At 65.5% G+C, this 15,925-nt stretch carries 13 protein-coding genes and 1 pseudogene; 5 read left to right on the top strand and 9 right to left on the bottom strand.

Annotation, left to right across the window (positions count from 1 at the left end):
- Positions 1 to 38: 38 nt before the first annotated feature.
- The gene (locus ACWPWQ_RS17895) at positions 39 to 581 is read right to left on the bottom strand and encodes a thioredoxin domain-containing protein (protein WP_139439684.1); all 543 of its coding nucleotides are present in this window, start codon (positions 579 to 581) and stop codon (positions 39 to 41) included.
- Positions 582 to 761: 180 nt separating this feature from the next.
- Here ACWPWQ_RS17895 and ACWPWQ_RS17890 point away from each other — a divergent pair, with 180 nt between their 5' ends.
- Complete coding sequence (locus tag ACWPWQ_RS17890) at positions 762 to 2,552, top strand: AMP-dependent synthetase/ligase (RefSeq protein WP_454010413.1); 1,791 nt, start codon at positions 762 to 764, stop codon at positions 2,550 to 2,552.
- A 75-nt stretch (positions 2,553 to 2,627) separates the two neighbouring features.
- Here the strand turns inward: ACWPWQ_RS17890 and ACWPWQ_RS17885 are convergent, their stop codons facing one another.
- From ACWPWQ_RS17885 to ACWPWQ_RS17870, 4 genes are all read right to left on the bottom strand, one after another.
- The gene (locus ACWPWQ_RS17885; protein WP_139439686.1) at positions 2,628 to 3,842 is read right to left on the bottom strand and encodes an aldose 1-epimerase family protein; all 1,215 of its coding nucleotides are present in this window, start codon (positions 3,840 to 3,842) and stop codon (positions 2,628 to 2,630) included.
- A gap of 249 nt (positions 3,843 to 4,091) precedes the next feature.
- A complete protein-coding gene (locus tag ACWPWQ_RS17880; RefSeq protein WP_247627835.1) occupies positions 4,092 to 4,784 on the bottom strand; it encodes an aspartate/glutamate racemase family protein in 693 nt (230 codons plus the stop codon).
- A gap of 118 nt (positions 4,785 to 4,902) precedes the next feature.
- The gene (locus tag ACWPWQ_RS17875) at positions 4,903 to 5,493 is read right to left on the bottom strand and encodes a LysE family translocator (protein ID WP_454010412.1); all 591 of its coding nucleotides are present in this window, start codon (positions 5,491 to 5,493) and stop codon (positions 4,903 to 4,905) included.
- 115 nt (positions 5,494 to 5,608) lie between these two features.
- On the bottom strand, positions 5,609 to 6,205 hold the full coding sequence (locus ACWPWQ_RS17870) for a LysE family translocator (RefSeq protein ID WP_139439689.1): 597 nt from the start codon (positions 6,203 to 6,205) through the stop codon (positions 5,609 to 5,611).
- Positions 6,206 to 6,321: 116 nt separating this feature from the next.
- Between ACWPWQ_RS17870 and ACWPWQ_RS17865 the strand changes: the two genes are divergently transcribed.
- From ACWPWQ_RS17865 to ACWPWQ_RS17855, 3 genes are all read left to right on the top strand, one after another.
- Positions 6,322 to 7,695 (top strand): aminotransferase-like domain-containing protein, encoded by a 1,374-nt coding sequence (locus tag ACWPWQ_RS17865; protein WP_454010411.1) that lies wholly within the window; start codon positions 6,322 to 6,324, stop codon positions 7,693 to 7,695.
- 29 nt (positions 7,696 to 7,724) lie between these two features.
- Complete coding sequence (locus ACWPWQ_RS17860) at positions 7,725 to 8,189, top strand: hypothetical protein (protein WP_454010410.1); 465 nt, start codon at positions 7,725 to 7,727, stop codon at positions 8,187 to 8,189.
- Between the two features lie 173 nt (positions 8,190 to 8,362).
- Positions 8,363 to 10,033, top strand: a complete 1,671-nt coding sequence (locus ACWPWQ_RS17855; RefSeq protein ID WP_454010409.1) for a hypothetical protein — start codon at positions 8,363 to 8,365, stop codon at positions 10,031 to 10,033.
- Here the strand turns inward: ACWPWQ_RS17855 and ACWPWQ_RS17850 are convergent.
- The 3 genes and pseudogenes from ACWPWQ_RS17850 to ACWPWQ_RS17840 form a co-directional block, all read right to left on the bottom strand.
- Positions 10,033 to 11,343, bottom strand: a pseudogene (locus ACWPWQ_RS17850) (sodium-dependent transporter); the annotation flags it as partial. The gene ACWPWQ_RS17855 and the pseudogene ACWPWQ_RS17850 sit on opposite strands and share 1 nt — an antisense overlap.
- A 436-nt stretch (positions 11,344 to 11,779) precedes the next feature.
- Positions 11,780 to 13,093, bottom strand: coding sequence for a sodium-dependent transporter (locus tag ACWPWQ_RS17845; protein WP_139439109.1), 1,314 nt, complete (start codon positions 13,091 to 13,093; stop codon positions 11,780 to 11,782).
- A gap of 210 nt (positions 13,094 to 13,303) precedes the next feature.
- Complete coding sequence (locus ACWPWQ_RS17840; RefSeq protein ID WP_043128396.1) at positions 13,304 to 14,143, bottom strand: isopenicillin N synthase family dioxygenase; 840 nt, start codon at positions 14,141 to 14,143, stop codon at positions 13,304 to 13,306.
- A gap of 200 nt (positions 14,144 to 14,343) precedes the next feature.
- On the opposite strand from ACWPWQ_RS17840, the gene ACWPWQ_RS17835 reads away from it, so the two are divergent.
- The gene (locus tag ACWPWQ_RS17835) at positions 14,344 to 14,907 is read left to right on the top strand and encodes a DUF2799 domain-containing protein (RefSeq protein ID WP_454010408.1); all 564 of its coding nucleotides are present in this window, start codon (positions 14,344 to 14,346) and stop codon (positions 14,905 to 14,907) included.
- A 37-nt stretch (positions 14,908 to 14,944) separates the two neighbouring features.
- On the opposite strand, the gene ACWPWQ_RS17830 is transcribed toward ACWPWQ_RS17835, so the two are convergent.
- Positions 14,945 to 15,766 carry a Cof-type HAD-IIB family hydrolase gene (locus ACWPWQ_RS17830; RefSeq protein ID WP_454010407.1) on the bottom strand — a complete coding sequence of 274 codons (822 nt, stop codon included), beginning with the start codon at positions 15,764 to 15,766 and terminating at the stop codon, positions 14,945 to 14,947.
- Between the last annotated feature and the right edge of the window lie 159 nt (positions 15,767 to 15,925).

Raw genomic sequence — 15,925 nt, 5'->3', positions numbered from 1 at the left:
TTGTCGTGTCTACCCTCATCCCGCTCCCCAGCCGCCCCTCAGGGCAGGGGGGCATTGTCGATGGCGGGATCCTCCAGGCTGAGGGTGACCCTCAGCACCGCCTCGAAGGCGGCCCCCGAGAGCGGCATGAAGAAGCCGCGCCCGTAGGTGACCCCTGGCATCCAGATCTGCTGGATATCCACCGCCACCTTGATGGGCCGAAGCGGCTCCCCCGGTCGCTGCACATAGATGCCGGGGGCGGTCGCCACCTGGGGGAAGCGCCGCAGTATGTGCTCGCTGCCATCCCCCGCATCCGGGTTGAGCCGCACCTTGGCCAGCCCCGCCAGGGCAGACTGCATCTCGGGGGCACGCCACAGCTCGCTATCGAGCGCCTTGCAGCGTCGGCATTTGGCGCGCTCTATCACGTAGAGCAAGGGGTATCCTTCCCTCAGCGCCAGCCGCTGCGCCTGCTCATAACCCTCGGCCCCGCTCAGCCAGGGATTGTCCTGCCCCTCGGATCCGCCAAGGAGGAACCAGAGTGCGCCGGCTCCCGCCAGCAGCAACAGCATGCCCGTCAACAGACTCTTGACCCCGATCCCCATGGCGCACCTCCCTGAATGAATCCGACCCTTGCCCTTATCATGCCTGACTCTCCCCGAGTTGACGACTTTGTGATCCAGGACAAATGGCGCACACTTGTAAGCTGTAATGTTAGAGTTTAAACTCCAGCCCCGATTTTAGTGCCCCTGCGGGCGCACAACTGTTACTTGAGGATGATTTAGATGTCGCAGCTTCATCTGGTTAGAGTGATGCGTGAGCGTATTGCCCGCCTTGGCAACAAGGCCGCCCTGCGCGTCCAGCAGGATGGCCAGTGGCGTGCCATCGGCTGGCGCACCCTGGGCCAGGCCATGGACTACTGTGCCCAGGCGCTGATCCGCGCCGGCCACCAGCCCACCGAGATGGTCGGCATCTATGCCCGCAACATGCCGGAGTGGACCCAGGCCGATCTCGGCATCCTGGCCGCCCGCGGCGTCAGCGTGCCCATCTACCCCACCAGCACCCTGGATCAGCTGCGCTACATCGTAAAGGATGCCGGCATCAAGCTGCTGTTCGTGGGGGAACAGCCCCAGTTCGATCAGGCGCTCCTGCTGCTCGAGAGCGGCGAGATCAACCAGATAGTCACCCTAGACGGCACCGTCGATCTGCGTGGCTGCGAGCAGGCGAGCCACTTCCAGAGCTTCCTGGTCTCCGGCAACCATCAGCCCAGCGAGCAGGCGCTGAGGGAGCGCGAGCAGCACTACCGCATGGACGACCTGCTGACCCTGATCTACACCTCGGGCACCACGGGTGAACCCAAGGGGGTCATGCTCGACTTTAACAACATCGCCGCCTGCTTCGAGATGCACGATCGCCGCCTGGATCTTGGCGAGCAGGACGTGTCCCTCTGCATGCTGCCGCTGAGCCACGTGTTCGAGCGCGCCTGGAGCTACTACGTGCTCTATTGCGGCGCCGAGAACGTCTATATCCGCGATCCGCAGAAGGTGATGGAGGTGATTGGCGAGGTGAAGCCGACCGTGATGTGCGCCGTGCCGCGCCTCTACGAGAAGGCCTACGCCATGATCCAGGCCAAAGTTGCCCAGGCGCCGCGCCTGCGCCGTGCCCTGTTCGGCTGGGCCACCGGGGTCGGCAAGCGGATGGTCGCCACCCGCCAGGCGGGCAAGTCCGCCTCCCCCCTGCTCTACCTGCAGCTGGCCCTGGCCGAGCGGCTGGTGTTTCGCAAACTGCGTGCCCGCTTCGGCGGCCGCACCCGCTTCCTGCCGGTGGCGGGCGCCCGCCTCGCGGACGACGTCAACCTCTTCTTCCAGGCCATGGGGCTCAACCTCAAGTACGGCTACGGCATGACAGAGACCACGGCCACCGTCTGCTGCTACGAGGAGAGCCAGTTCAAGCTGGGCTCCATCGGCACCGTCATGGAGGGCATAGAGGTCAAACTCGGGGAGAACAACGAGCTGCTGGTGCGCTCGCCCACGGTGATGCGCGGCTACTACAACAAGCCAGATGCCACGGCCGAGGTGATGACGGCGGATGGCTTCCTGCGTACCGGCGATGCCGGCGAGCTGGACGACGATGGCAACATCTACTTCACCGAGCGCCTCAAGGAGTTGATGAAGACCTCCAACGGCAAGTACGTGGCACCGCAGCTGGTGGAGGGGACCCTGGGCAAGGATCGCTTCATCGAGCAGATCGCCATTGTCGCCGACGCCCGCCACTTCGTCTCGGCGTTGATCGTGCCCTGCTTCGAGTCCCTGGAGGAGTATGCCCGCTCCATCAACCTGCAATACCAGTGCAAGACCGAACTGCTGCGCCACTCCAAGGTGGTGGAGTTCTTCGAGGCACGGATCGCGGATCTGCAACAGGAGCTGGCCAAGTTCGAGCAGGTGAAGAAGTTCACCCTGCTGCCGAGCGCCTTCTCCATGGAGCTCGGGGAGATCACCCCCACCATGAAGCTGCGCCGCAAGATCATCGAATCCAAGTACCAGAGCGAGATCGAAGCCATGTATAGCCATGTCTGAGTCCAGCTACGGCTGATCCCTCATCTGGCATGAAAAAGCCGCTCATGGAGCGGCTTTTTGCTGTCTGCCTGTGACTCAGGGCAGCTTGACCAGGGGCTGCTCCCGCAGCTCGGTGGGGCGGCCATCCTGGATCTTCTCCACCTGGGCCAGGGCCTGCTTCACCTCCTCCCCATTGCGCAGCAGGCGATAGGTCAGGTCGAAGGTCTTGGTCTCCCCAGGCTGGATCTTGGGCACCAGCCCCAGCGGACGCTGGTACTTGGTGCTGTAGGCATAGCTGGTGCCTGGCTCGATGCCGGTCACATAGCCCTGGGCCCGGGTGTCTGTGTTCTTCCACAGGGTCAGCACAGGCAACTGGTGCGTGTTGTAACCCACCGCCACCCCGACGCTGCCCGCTTTATTGTTCAGCACCGCCAGGGTATTGCCCTCGGCATCGCTGTAGGGCACCAGGTTGAACACCATCTCGTCGAAGCCCTTGGTGGGCCCCAGATAGGTTTGCCAGCCCTTGAGCCCTGCCTTGGCGTAGTCGTTGAACGGAGAGATCTGCTTCACCGGGGTGCTAACGCGCGCCCCCTCCTCCAGGATGGGGGCCCCGAAGTTGCCGTGATAGATGATCTGGTACTCGTTCTCGTAGTCGGCGTGGTTGGTCAGCTTGTCCTGCAGGGCAAATTCCGCCTGACCTGGCACTACGCTCAGCTGGGTCCAGGTGACCAACTCGCTCATCTTGAAGGTGCGCTCGTCCACCCGGCCCCGCACGTGGATGGCGTAGGGCGGCTCCTCGTCCACCGTCACGCTGACCACGGACGCCGGTATGTTCTGTACCCGGCCGTGCAGGCTCTTGAGGCGGCCGTCGTCATCCACCCCGGGGTGGCCGGTCCACTCGTAGCCGCAGCGCACCAGCATCTCGTTGAAGCCATCGAGCCAGCCGAGACCGGCGCGGCTCTCCAGATCGATGAAGGCCGGGTTGACCACCTCCTTGACCGGGGAATCCCAACCCAGGCGCAGATCGGCCCCCTTGACCTCCTTGATCCCCATGCCGCGGGTCGGCACCAGGGTGATCTTCATCACCCCGTTGTCGACGATGAGCAGATCCACCCCCTCCTGGCGCCCGCCGTGCAGGCGCCTCTTCTCGATGGAGAAGGGGACCGGGCTCTTGATCCCCAGCTTGTCGCTGGTGATCTTCCAGTCCCCCACATCCAGCCCCTGCTGAGCGTCGGTCAGCAGGAATTCGGCGGCCTGGCCAGCACTCGTGCCCAGGGCGAGCAGCACGGCAATGGAGAGTCTCTTCAACATGGCTTTATCCTCGTGTCTCTTGTTTTTGTGAGTGGTTTTCGTGAAAGCTGAATCGTTTCAGTGATCGAAAACTAGGCGCCTGACGCACCAGACTCAAGGGTCAAAAGGGGGAAATGTGAGCCGTTTGACAATAAAAGCGTCGATCGGCTTGCTGAAGTGAAGGCTGACTCACAGTCAGGATCGGGGGATGACGGGCAAGGAGGAGGGGAGGCGCCGCAGCGCCTCCACGGGATCCTGTCTCTCCCTGCCCTACTCCAGCGCCCACGCCACGGCGGCGTCGGCATGAATGGCGGTGGTGTCGTAGAGCGGCACGGCGGCCTGGCACTCCCCCACCAGCAGGGCGATTTCGGTGCAGCCCAGGATCACGGCCTGGGCCCCGGCCCGGGCCAGATCGGCGATGATGGCCAGGTATTCGGCCTGCGACGACTCGCGGATCTGCCCAAGGCAGAGCTCGTCATAGATGATGCGGTGCACCCGCTCCCGCGCGGCGTCACCGGGCACCAGCACCTCCAGCCCGAACTGCGCCTCCAGCCGCCCCTTGTAGAAATCCTGCTCCATGGTGAAGCGGGTACCGAGCAAGCCGACCCGGGTCACCCCGTCTGCCAGCAGGCGGCGGGCGGTGGCGTCGGCGATGTGCAGCAGCGGGATCTCGATGGCGGCGGCGATCTCGGGCGCCACCTTGTGCATGGTGTTGGTCCCTATCATCAGGAAATCGGCGCCACCGGCCTGGAGTGCGCGGGCCTCGGCCGCCAGCAGACGGGCGGTGGCGGGCCAGTCACCGGCATGTTGCAACCGCTCTATCTCGGCAAAATCGACGCTATTGAGCAACACCCGCGCCGAGTGCAGGCCGCCGAGCCGTCCCCGTACGCCCCGGTTGAGCGCCTGGTAGTAGCTGACGGTGGACTCCCAGCTCATGCCACCCAGCAGACCGATACATTTCATTAGACCTCCTTGCCGCGATGCAGGCACTGGGCGACGCGAGCGCCATGCCGCGCCGCCGGGGAAACAAAAAAGGCCCCGAAGGGCCAACAAGACAGCCGGTAAAGGCTCAGGCCAGGGCCTAAACCCAGATCATCAGCACGCAGGCCGCCGTGGCGATCCCCATGCCGAGGTTAAAACGACGCCAGCCTCTGGCGGTACGGATGAGGCGGCGCACCTGGGCACCGAACAGCACCCAGAAGGCCCCCGTGTAGAGGCCGGTCACGAAGAAGATGCCGAGCACCCAGCCGGCGGACGGCCAGTAAGCCTCCCCCGCCAGGGTGAAGCCGCTGATGGCGGAGAGCGCCATCATCCAGGCCTTGGGGTTGAGCAACTGCAACATGGCCCCCTGATGAGCCGGAATGAGCGGCCGGCTGCCATCCGCCGGGCCGCTGGCATTGGCCACCTTCCAGGCCAGCCAGAGCAGGTAGGCCGAGCCCACCAGCTTGAGACCGTCGTGCAGCAACGGCACCTTCTCGAACATCACCCCCAGCCCCAGGGCCGTGGCCAGGATCATCAGGTTGATGCCCCCCACCACCCCCACCAGCAGGGGAATGGAGCGGCGAAATCCCTGGGCGGCCCCGGCGCTGGTGAGCAGCATGTTGTTGGGGCCCGGGGTGGCACAGGTGATCAGGGCAAAGCCCGCCAGGGGAAACAACCAGTTCAGATCCATCTCAATCTCATCCTTTAATGCGGCAAGAGCGCGGCAAGCCTCCTAATATGCAGAGCCTCTGCCCTGACGACAAGGTCAGCAATGCATTTTCTTTGCATGAATAATCAGGCGCTCATTAATACCAGAGCATCACCACGCACAGGGCGGTGAGGGCCCCCAGGCTGCCATTGAGGCGGCGCCACCCCTTGTCCGAGTTGATCCAGCGGCTGAGCTGATGACCGAACAGCACCCAGGCAAAGCAGACCGGCAGCCCCGCCATGGGGAAGACCGACATGATGCCCCACATGCTCGCCCAGTAGTCGCTCCCCGGCAGGCTGAACAGACTGATGGCGGAGATCCCCATCATCCAGGCCTTGGGGTTGAGAAACTGGAAGCCCAGCCCTTCCAGCAGGGTCAGCGGGCGGGCGCGTCTCGCCGGATCCCCTGGCGCACCGGCCACCGCGATGCGCCAGGCCAGCCACAGCAGATAGAGGCTGCCGAGCACCTGCAGGCTCAGCTTGAGCAGGGGCCAGCGCTCGAACAGCGGATAGAAGCCGAGCGCCAGCACCAGTTGCAGCACGGGCTGGCCGACCGTCACCCCGATGAGGTGTGGCAGGGTGCGACGCACCCCGAAGTTGGCGCCGGATGCCGTCAGCATCAGGTTGTTGGGCCCCGGGGTTCCGCAGGTGAGCAGGGCGAAGCCAAACAGGGTGGCGTACCATTCGATGGTCATGGGGTGACTCCTTTCTCGCCACATTGTATCGGTACAATGTGAGCTATCGGGTTGTTAACAGGCTGAATATCACGCTATATTGGGGACAATATTGGATCAATGGATTTATTGTCACCATGACAATCTGGACACCCGACCTCACCCCCTTCGAGGGGCCCCTCTACCTGAAACTGGTCAAGGCCATCGAGCAGGCCATTGCCGATGGCGCCCTGCCTCCCCAGACCCGGCTGCCCACTCACAGGGCGCTGGCGGACCGGCTGGGGGTGACGGTGGGCACCATCACCCGCGCCTACACCGAGGCCGAGCGGCGGGGTCTGCTGGCGGCCAGGGTGGGTCATGGCACCTGGGTCAGGGCCGCGGCGGATCCCGCCAACGAATGGGTGATCCGCAACGAGGACAATCACCGCATCGAGCTGTGGCAGAACCTGCCGGTGCAGCTGGACAGGGCCGCCATCATCAAGCCCATGCTGACCGAACTGGCGGACGGGGATCTCAACGGCCTGCTCGGCTATGACAAGGAGGCGGGGCGTGCCCCCCAGCGCCAGCTGTTCATCGACTGGCTCGCCGAGCAGGGCATCCGGGGAAGCGAGGAGAGGCTGCTGTTCAGCCATGGGGCCCAGCACGGCATCATGCTGGCCCTGCTGGCCACCGGCTGCGTGGGGGAGACCCTCTTCTGCGAGGGGCTCAGCTACCCCGGCATGCTGGGCAATGCGCGCCAGCTGAAGAATCAGGTGATGGGGCTGGCGATGGACGAGGAGGGGCTGATCCCCGCCGCCCTGGAGGCCGCCTGCCGCCAGCGGCGGGCCAAGCTGCTCTACCTGACCCCCACACTGCAGAATCCCACCACGGCCACCATGAGCCTGGCGCGGCGGGAGGAAATCGTCGCCATCGCCCGCCGCCACGATCTGCTGATCGTCGAGGACGACGTCAACGGCCTGCTGCCCGAGGAGATGCTGCCGCCCCTGGTCAACCTGGCGCCGGAGCGGGTCATCTACCTCGGCAGCCTGGCCAAGATCGCCTGCGGCGGCCTGAGGGTCGGCTTCGTGCTGACTCCCCCCGCCCTTCGCAACGGCTTCGCCCAGGCCATGCGGCTGTCGAGCTGGATGGTGAGCCCCCTGCTCATCGAGCTGGCCTGCAAGCTGGTGAGCCAGCGCCAGATCATGCCGCTCATCGAACAACAGCGAAAAATCCTGGCGCGTCGGGGGGAGCTGCTGCGCCACCTGCTACCGGGGGCCCGCTGGCAGCCGGGTTCCATGCACGCCTGGCTGCCGCTGCCCGAGCCCTGGCGCAGTCAGGAGTTCGCCGAGGCGGCCAACGCCCTTGACGTCGGGGTCGCGAGTGGAGAACACTTCGCCGCCGGCCAGTTTGCCGCCCCGCAAGGGGTGCGCCTGAGCCTGAGCCAGCCCGCCACCGACGCCCGCGTCGCCGAGGGGCTGGAGCGCCTCGCCGGGCTACTGCGGGGCACGCCGCCCACCAATCCCCTGCTATAGTCTGTGGCCCTGATCCCGAAGGAGTGACCATGCTGCCCGTCCGCCCCGCCCTGCTGCTCATGACCCTGTTGCTGGGGGGCTGCGCCTCGCCCAGCCATCAGCAGCTGGGTGCGGCGCTGAGCGGGCTGGAGGGGGAGTTGCAGCGGCTGGAGGAGGAGCTCGCCGCCATGAACGGGCTCCACTATCAGAAGGCCATCGACGCCCCCCTGACCCTGCGCCGCTACCTGAGCGCTCCCTCCCCCACGGCGGAGGGCCTGGTGCCCGCCCAGAGCCAGCTGCAGGACGGCCCCCTGCTACGCTATGACTACCGCCTGCCGGCGTCCATGACCCGGCTACCCACGGACAACCCCTGCCTGCGCTACGAGTTCGAGCTGCGCCACCTCGGTCGCCTCGGCCAGCTCGAGCTCGCCTGGCAGGGGAGCGGCCAGCAGGGCAGCCAGCGCATCCACCAGCGCGACTGTCCCTTCTCCGCCAGGGGGCAGGGGTTGCAATGAGGCCTGCCGACGCCGGGGCCCTGTCCGGGCGGGGTGCCCTGCGTGAGCCTTGCGGCCCCGCCAGCTCACCACTGACCCAAGTGAGGTATTGACCCCGTCACGGCTCCCGGACGACAGTGGAGGCTACTTTTGAATCCAACCTCGCCACCCCAACCGGCGAAGGAGCGTCGAAGATGCAGATCCTCCTGATCGAAGACGATGCCATGCTGGGCTCGGCCCTCACCCAGGGGTTGAGTGACCAGGGGATGGCCCCCTCCCAGCTGCACCATTGCAAAGAGCTCGCCACCCTGCCAGCCCTGCTGCGCCAGCAGTCGTTCGATGCCATCCTCTGCCGCCAGTATCACCACCAGGCCCGCGAGGGGGTCCGCCTGCTGCAGGAGGCCCACCACCTGGGGCTGCTCACGCCGGGTTGCGTGCTGCTGCTGCTGGACCATGACGATGATGCCGGCCATTATCCCCCCGCCGATCTCTATTTCGCCCTGCGCCTGGCTGTGCCCTTCACCACCGAGCAGTTGAGCCGCAGCCTGCACGATCTGCTGGTGCTGACGACCCTGAGCCGCCCCCTGGCGACGCCCATGGCCCTCAGGGAGTGGCGCAGCGCCTGCGCCCAGTGCGAGGATCTGCTCTACCGGCATGCCAGCAACAAGGCGCTGGGGCCGCAGATGGACAGGGTCAAGGGTTACATGCTGTTGCAGGAGCAGGATCACTTCCAGGCCACCCAGCACTACGCCATGTGCACCACTGAGCACGACGCCTGGTGGCCGCGCAAGGGGTTGATCCTCGCCCTGCTCGGATTGAACCGGCTGGAGAGTGCCCGCAAGGATCTGGCCCGCAATCAGCAGAAGTTGCCCCCCGCCATTCATCAGGAGCTCTTCCTCGCCTGCCAACTGCACGAGGCGCAGTGGGAGAGCGCCTGGGACACCTTGACGGGATTGCTGCAACGCTGTCCCTGGCAGCCACAATGGCGCCAGACCGCCATCTTGCTGGCCCTGTTGCTCAAAGAGGAGGGGAAGGTGCTGGCCCAGGCCGACGACTTCACCCTGCGCTTCTTCCCCAAGCAGAAGTTTCGCCAGTCCGTCGAGCGCTGCATGCTGGATGCCACCCTGGCGGTGCTCTGGCATCCCCCGGTCGCGGCCAGGGCGCATGGACTGCAACAGGGTCTCGCGGATCTCGGCCAGCAGGCGGGCACCCTGCGGGTCCACGAGGAGGCCCTGCTACGCGCCCTGATGCTGGGGCTGGATTACCGCTTCGACGAGGCCCTGCTGCTGCTGGCCAAGCACCCGCCGGAGGCGGCGCGGGACCATCACCTCAACCAGTTGCTCGGCGTGGCCGTCAGCCAGTTCTGCGGCCTGCCCCACCACGCCCGGCGCTATCTGGCCCAGCTTGGCCAGTACCGGGGGCCGGTGGCGCAGAGCCCGCAGTTGCAGCGGCTGATCCGCCAGGTGGTCGAGGATCTCCAGCGGCAGCTGGAGCAGCGCGAGCAGCACCTGGCCCAGTTGCGCCAGCAGCGGCAACAGGCCATGACGGCGGGCCAGCACCAGCTCGCCGTGCAGTGTGCCCTGACCCTGCAGGAGGCGTTCCCCGCCCAGGCGGGAGATGCCTGGCAACTGCTGACGTTGCTCACCCACTGCTGGCCCGCCGGCATGGCTGCCCCGGCGGTGGCGCAACTGGTGGACAGGCTGGAGCTGCGCCTCAACCACAGCGCCGCCTTCATGGGGCAGCATGCCGACGCCTGTCAGGAGACGCTGCGGCAGATCCGATCTCATCTGGCCCCCAGGCTTTCCCCCCTCCACCCCATTAGGGGCAGCCCGAAACCAGCGCCGCCACCGAGGGCGGCAAGCTGAATCAGACCCCGCACCAGGATCCCGCCGATCAAGAGCGGCGCCACCAGTCGCCAGCACCAGAGCAGGCACAGACGCAGGGTCGGGGAGAGCCCCCCGGGCAATATGGTCTCCCCCAGCCGCCAGCCCAGCAGCAGGGTCAGCACCAGACCGAACAGCGGCATCATCAGGTTGGAGGTGAGGTAGTCCAGCAGGTCGAAGATGGTCTTGCCAAACAGGGTGTAGTCGGCCCAGGGGCCGAACGACAGGCTGACCGGAATGCCGGAGGCCATGATCAGCAGGGTCAGCACCCGGCAGGCGCCACGGCGCGACCAGCCCCACTCCTCGCAGGTGAAGCGCACCAGGTGCTCCAGCATGGAGATGGAGGAGGAGAGCGCCGCCACCAGCAGCAGCAGGAAGAAGACCACCCCCAGCCCCTGGCCGAACGGCAGGTGGCTGAACACCGCGGGCATGGTCATGAAGGTGAGGCCCGGGCCGGCGGTGGGGTCTATGCCGGTGGAGGCCAGCGCCGGGAAGATCATCAGCCCCGCCAGCACAGAGATGAGGCTCGCCAGGGTCACAACCCAGACCCCGGAGCGCAGCACCCCTTCGCTGCTCGGCAGGTAGGCGCCATAGGTGGTGTGTACCCCGAGCCCGATGGAGAGGGAGAAGAAGGCCAGCCCCAGGGCATCCAGCACGCTCTGGCCGGTCAGCATGGAGAAGTCCGGCAGCAGCAGCTGGCGCACGCCCGCCATGGCCCCCGGCATGGAGAGACCCACTCCCACCAGCAGCAGCATCATGATGAAGAGCGCCGGCATCATCCAGCGCAGCGCCCGCTCCACTCCCTTCTGGATGCCCCCCTGCACGAACCACCAGGTGAGCCCGGCGAAGACCAGATGGGTCAGCACAGGCCACCAGGGATGGCTGACATAGCCGTTGAACAGGGCGGTCAGCGCCGAGCCCTCGCCGAGGTTGAGCTTGCCCGCCACAGCCAGCGCCGCATAGCCCACGGTCCAGCCCCCCACCACGCTGTAGAAGCTGTAGATGAAGAAGCCGCAGAGGATCCCCATGTAGCCCATCCAGCGCCAGTTCGGCCCCACCAGCTTGTGGAAGGCGCCGAGCACCCCGCGCTGGCTGCGGCTGCCGAGCAGGGTCTCACCCACCAGCACCGCCACCCCCAGGGTGAAGCTGAACAGCAGAAACACCAGCAGGAAGGCGCCGCCGCCATTGGTGGCGGTCACATAGGGAAACTTCCAGATGGCGCCGAGGCCGATGGCCGTGCCGGCCGCCGCCAGCACATGACCGAGACGGGAAGACCACTGAACCTGGCTCATACAACCTCCGGGGAAGACAACATCGAATCGATACTCCATGGGTAAGTGCAACCTGGGTCGCAACGACCGGGTTGCAACAAAAAGGCCGCCCGGGGGCGACCTTTGCAATGAACATTCAGACTGAGTGCGCGTGCAGGGTCACCTCTCTTGCGAGCGGAAAAATCGACCAGTGAGGGCGATGAGGGGTGACATGCAGTGGGTAACCTGGACGCGAAAAAGGAGCCACAGCCTAAACCACGGCAAGAGAAGTTGACAGCCAATAGTCCATTTTTGCCCGCAAAACAGAATATTTATCAATTAAATGGCCGCTCGATAAATCAAAGTTTTGATAAACCGCTATTTCGTGGATTTTTCGAGGCAGTCAATCCTGCCGGCGAGGATCCTCTCTCTGCCCGGACAACGGGCAGGCCCGGGGGCCCACCCGCACGGTCGGAGGTTACAGCAGACCCCGCACCAGGATGCCGCCGATGAGCAGGGGAGCCAGCCAGCGCCAGCAGCCCATCAGCAGGGTGCGCCAGTGCGGTGCCAGCCCGGCGGGCAGCGCCCGGCGACCGAGCTGCCAGCCCAGCAGCAGCGTCAGGGCCAGCCCGAACAGGGGCATCATCAGGTTGGAGGTGATGAAGTCCAGCAGCTCGAAGATGTTCTTGCCAAACAGGGTCACCTGCGCCCAGGGGCCGAACGACAGGCTGACCGGGATGCCTCCCGCCATCACCAGGGCAGTGATCAGGCTGCAGGCCGCCCGCCGCGACCAACCCAGGCCCTCGCAGACGAAGCACTGCAGGTGCTCCAGCAGGGAGATGGCCGAGGAGAGCGCCGCCACCACCAGCAGGGCGAAGAAGACCACCGCCAGCCCCTGGCCGAAGGGCAATTGCTGGAACACCGCCGGCATGGTCATGAAGGTGAGGCCGGGCCCCGAGGCGGGATCTATGCCGGTCGCCGCCAGCACCGGGAAGATCATCAAGCCCGCCAGCACGGCGATCAGGCTCGCCAGCAGCACCACCCAGAGGCTGGAGCGGCCCACCCCTTCGCTGGAGGGCAGGTAGGCGCCATAGGTGGTGTGGATGCCCAGGCCAATGGAGAGGGAGAAGAAGGCCAGCCCCATGGCGTCCAGCACCCCGGACATGCCGAGCTTGCTGAAGTCAGGCATCAGGAAGTGGCGCACCCCGGCCATGGCATTGGGCAGGGTGAGACCGAAGGCCACCAGCAGCAGGATCATGATGAAGAGGGCCGGCATCATCCAGCGCAGGGTGCGCTCCACCCCCTTCTGCACGCCCCCCTGCACGAACCACCAGGTGAGGGCGGCGAACAGCAGGTGGGTCAGCACCGGCCAGAGCGGATCACCGACGTAGTCGTTGAAGCGGGCGGTGAGGGCCGCGCCGTCCCCCTGTTGCAACTCTCCCGCCAGCGCCATGCCGGTGTAACCCAGGGTCCAGCCCCCCACCACGCTGTAGAAGCTGAAGATGAGCAGGCTGCACAGCAGGCCCATGGCACCGACCCAGCGCCAGCGCTTGCCCATCAGTTCGCCGAAGGCCCCCACCACCCCGCGCCGGGTCAGGCTGCCGAGCAAGGTCTCCCCCATCAGCACCGCCACCCCCAGGGTGAAGCTGAACAGCAGGAACACCAGCAGGAAGGCGCCGCCACCGTTGGCGGCGGTCACATAGGGGAACTTCCAGATGGCGCCGAGACCGACCGCCGAACCTGCGGCGGCCAGGATGTAACCGAGCCGGGATGACCATTGGGACTGCTTCATGGGAACTCCAATCGAGGGGCCCGCCAGCGGGGCCCGGAATGGCGCTCAGAGTACGCCCGGGGGCGCGCAATCACTCGGCGTATATCCGATATAAAACTCAGTTTTTAGCATCATTAACCAATAAAATTCGGATAACCCACCAAACGTGCCACAAAATAAAAAACCGGAGCGAGTTTGCTCCGGTTTGCTGTCTGCTCGCGTCTGGCGGGATTAGATGACCCCCAGCTCCCGCAGCCGCTCCATCAGGTAGCTGTGGGCGGTGTGGCGCTCGGAGAGCACCACGTCCGGGCGCGGGTGCAGGAACAGCGGCAAGGAGATGCGGGACTTGGCGGCACTGCCGCCGGTCGGGTTGATGACCCTGTGGGTGGTGGAGGGGTAATAGCCACGGGAGGCCTCCTGCAGCATGTCACCTATGTTGATGATCAGGGTGCCAAAGTCGCAGGGCACGTCCATCCACTCCCCGTCCGAGCCCTTCACCTGCAGGCCGGGCTCGCTCGCGGCGGGCAAAATGGTCAGCAGGTTGATGTCTTCATGGGCGGCGGCGCGGATGGCCCCCGGCTCCTCGGTGCCGTCGAACGGCGGATAGTGCAGCACCCGCAGCAGGGTCTTCTGGCTCTCTTCGATCATGGAGGAGAGCGGGCAGCTGTAGTGGGCGGCGATGTCCGCCGGGGTGTATTGCTCCACCCAGGAGAGCAGCTCGGCGGCGAGATCGTTGGCGAGGCGGTAGTACTCCATCGCCTGCGCCCTCAGCTCTTCCGGCATCTGGCCCCAGGGGTAGAGGTGGAAGTACTCCTTGATGTCCTTCTGGGTGTTGCCCTTGGCCACCTCGGACACCGAGGGCGGGAAGTAGCCGTCCTGGGTCTCGCGGTTGAACAGGAACGCCTGCTTCTGCTCGCTCATGAAGAAGCGATACCAGTTGTCATAGATGGACTGCACCAGCTCCTTCGGGATGGGGTGGTGGGTCAGCACTCCGAAGCCGGTGGTGCGCAGGGATTCGGTGAAGCGCTCGGCCGCGTCGGGGGAGCGATAATCGACGGTCAGGACTTTCATTGTTTTTTTGTTACATGCCAGTTAAAAGTAGGCGCAGTTTACCCTGCCTCCCCCGGCAAGAAAAGGTTGCCGGAGGCCCGTTAGCAACGGCTTGAAAATACTGATAAAAACATCATGATATCGGCCTGGTGCCGGGTGCTTGTCCCGGGCGGGCTTCCTCTTCTAGAATGCCCCACCATCATTGCTGTCGGAGCCCCTTCATGTCCCCCAAGATCCTGCTGTTGACCCTCCCCCTGCTGCTCGCCGGGTGCAGCTCCCTGTCGGAGGAGGAGTGCCGCGCCATGAGCTGGTACAACCAGGGTTATCAGGACGGGGAGCAGGGCAAGACCCGGACCGCCACCCGTGACTACAAGCAGACCTGCGGGGAGTACGGCCTCAGGGTGGACGAAGACGAGTGGCAGCGCGGCTACGCCAAGGGGCTGGAGCTCTACTGCATCCCGGAGCTCGCCTACAGCAAGGGGCGGGAGGGGAACGAATACCTGGGGGTCTGCCCCAACGACACCAGCTTCCTCACCCAGTTCGAGCGCGGCCGCAAGGAGTTCCTGCTTGAGCAGCGCCTCGGCGAGCTGCAACAGGAGCTGGAGCGCACCGAGCGGACCATCTATCAGCTGGATCAGCAGATCCGGGGCGAAAGCGACAGCAAGCAGCGGGACTACTACCAGGCCCAGCGCGAGCGTGCCATCCGCCACTACGAGGGGGTGCGCCGTGACTACAACCGGATCCGCTTCCCGGATCGGGTGATCCAGTTCTCCTTCGGGAGCTGACCAACAAGGGGCCGCGCCGGCCCCTTTCTGTTGCCCCTCAGGAGGGCAGGACCCAGCGCTGCAGCGCCAGCGCTATGCCGTCTTCGTTGTGATCCGCGGTGACCCTGTCCGCATGGGCCTGGATCTGGGGCGCCGCATTGCCCATGGCCACCGCCAGCCCCACCTGCTCGAACATGCTGATATCGTTGTTGTTGTCCCCAAAGGCCACCACGTTTTCCATCGCTATGCCCTCCCTCGCCGCCCACTGGGCCAGCCGGTTGCCCTTGCTGCACCCGGGCTGCACCAGCTCCACCGCATAGGGCGCCGCCCAGTCCTGGGTGAAGGGCAGATGCTGCACCACCTCCCCCACGAAGCGGTGCAGCAGGCCGGGATCCTGATTGAACAGCTCCAGCTTCCAGATGGGCTTTTGCAGCCAGCTGTCGATATCCTCGGCGGGCAGCAGGGAGACCTTGAGGTGATCCGGCTGGTTCGCCGACCGGTGCCGCATCCGTCCCACATGCTCCTCGCAGCCGAGATAGCCTATGCCTTCGTCGAGGTGGAACAGGGCGCCCATCTGCTGGGCCTGCACCTCGGCGAGCAGGGCGGTGAGCGGCGCCACCGCCAGGGGATCCCCGACCTGGATCCGATCCTGCACCGGATCATAGAGGTAGGCGCCGTTGCTGCAGATGAGGGGGGTGTCGAGGGCCAGCTCGTGATGGAAGGGGCGGGCCGTCATGAAGTGGCGGCCCGTCACCAGCAGCACCTTGATGCCGTGGGCCCGGGCCTGGGCCAGGGCGGCCCGGGTGGCGGACGAGATCTTGTGATCCCGGGTCAGCAGGGTACCGTCCATATCCAAAGCAATCGCCTGAAAACGACTCATATCACCTCCAAGAATGTCGAAACGAATGCGGCACCGTACAATCCCGCGTCCAACGCAATGGCTTGATAATGATTCATATCACCTCTCAGGACTGGGCATCGCGGGGCGCAAATGAAGGCCTGTGCAGGCCAGGTTCGCCGGGCGACGGAGTAAAAGGGG

It is taken from the genome of Aeromonas sp. Marseille-Q7275, assembly GCF_965119515.1.
The sequence above is the reverse complement of the archived record's forward strand: the minus strand, read 5'-3'. Positions and strand labels throughout refer to the sequence as shown.

Excerpts from the sequence above, each read along its gene's own strand:
- ACWPWQ_RS17855 (WP_454010409.1), top strand. The coding sequence starts at position 8,363 with ATGCAGATCCTCCTGATCGAAGACGATGCCATGCTGGGCTCGGCCCTC.
- ACWPWQ_RS17880 (WP_247627835.1), bottom strand. The coding sequence starts at position 4,784 with ATGAAATGTATCGGTCTGCTGGGTGGCATGAGCTGGGAGTCCACCGTC.
- ACWPWQ_RS17830 (WP_454010407.1), bottom strand. The coding sequence starts at position 15,766 with ATGAGTCGTTTTCAGGCGATTGCTTTGGATATGGACGGTACCCTGCTG.
- ACWPWQ_RS17875 (WP_454010412.1), bottom strand. The coding sequence starts at position 5,493 with ATGGATCTGAACTGGTTGTTTCCCCTGGCGGGCTTTGCCCTGATCACC.
- ACWPWQ_RS17885 (WP_139439686.1), bottom strand. The coding sequence starts at position 3,842 with ATGTTGAAGAGACTCTCCATTGCCGTGCTGCTCGCCCTGGGCACGAGT.
- ACWPWQ_RS17865 (WP_454010411.1), top strand. The coding sequence starts at position 6,322 with ATGACAATCTGGACACCCGACCTCACCCCCTTCGAGGGGCCCCTCTAC.
- ACWPWQ_RS17845 (WP_139439109.1), bottom strand. The coding sequence starts at position 13,093 with ATGAAGCAGTCCCAATGGTCATCCCGGCTCGGTTACATCCTGGCCGCC.
- ACWPWQ_RS17895 (WP_139439684.1), bottom strand. The coding sequence starts at position 581 with ATGGGGATCGGGGTCAAGAGTCTGTTGACGGGCATGCTGTTGCTGCTG.
- ACWPWQ_RS17840 (WP_043128396.1), bottom strand. The coding sequence starts at position 14,143 with ATGAAAGTCCTGACCGTCGATTATCGCTCCCCCGACGCGGCCGAGCGC.
- ACWPWQ_RS17860 (WP_454010410.1), top strand. The coding sequence starts at position 7,725 with ATGCTGCCCGTCCGCCCCGCCCTGCTGCTCATGACCCTGTTGCTGGGG.
- ACWPWQ_RS17870 (WP_139439689.1), bottom strand. The coding sequence starts at position 6,205 with ATGACCATCGAATGGTACGCCACCCTGTTTGGCTTCGCCCTGCTCACC.
- ACWPWQ_RS17890 (WP_454010413.1), top strand. The coding sequence starts at position 762 with ATGTCGCAGCTTCATCTGGTTAGAGTGATGCGTGAGCGTATTGCCCGC.
- ACWPWQ_RS17835 (WP_454010408.1), top strand. The coding sequence starts at position 14,344 with ATGTCCCCCAAGATCCTGCTGTTGACCCTCCCCCTGCTGCTCGCCGGG.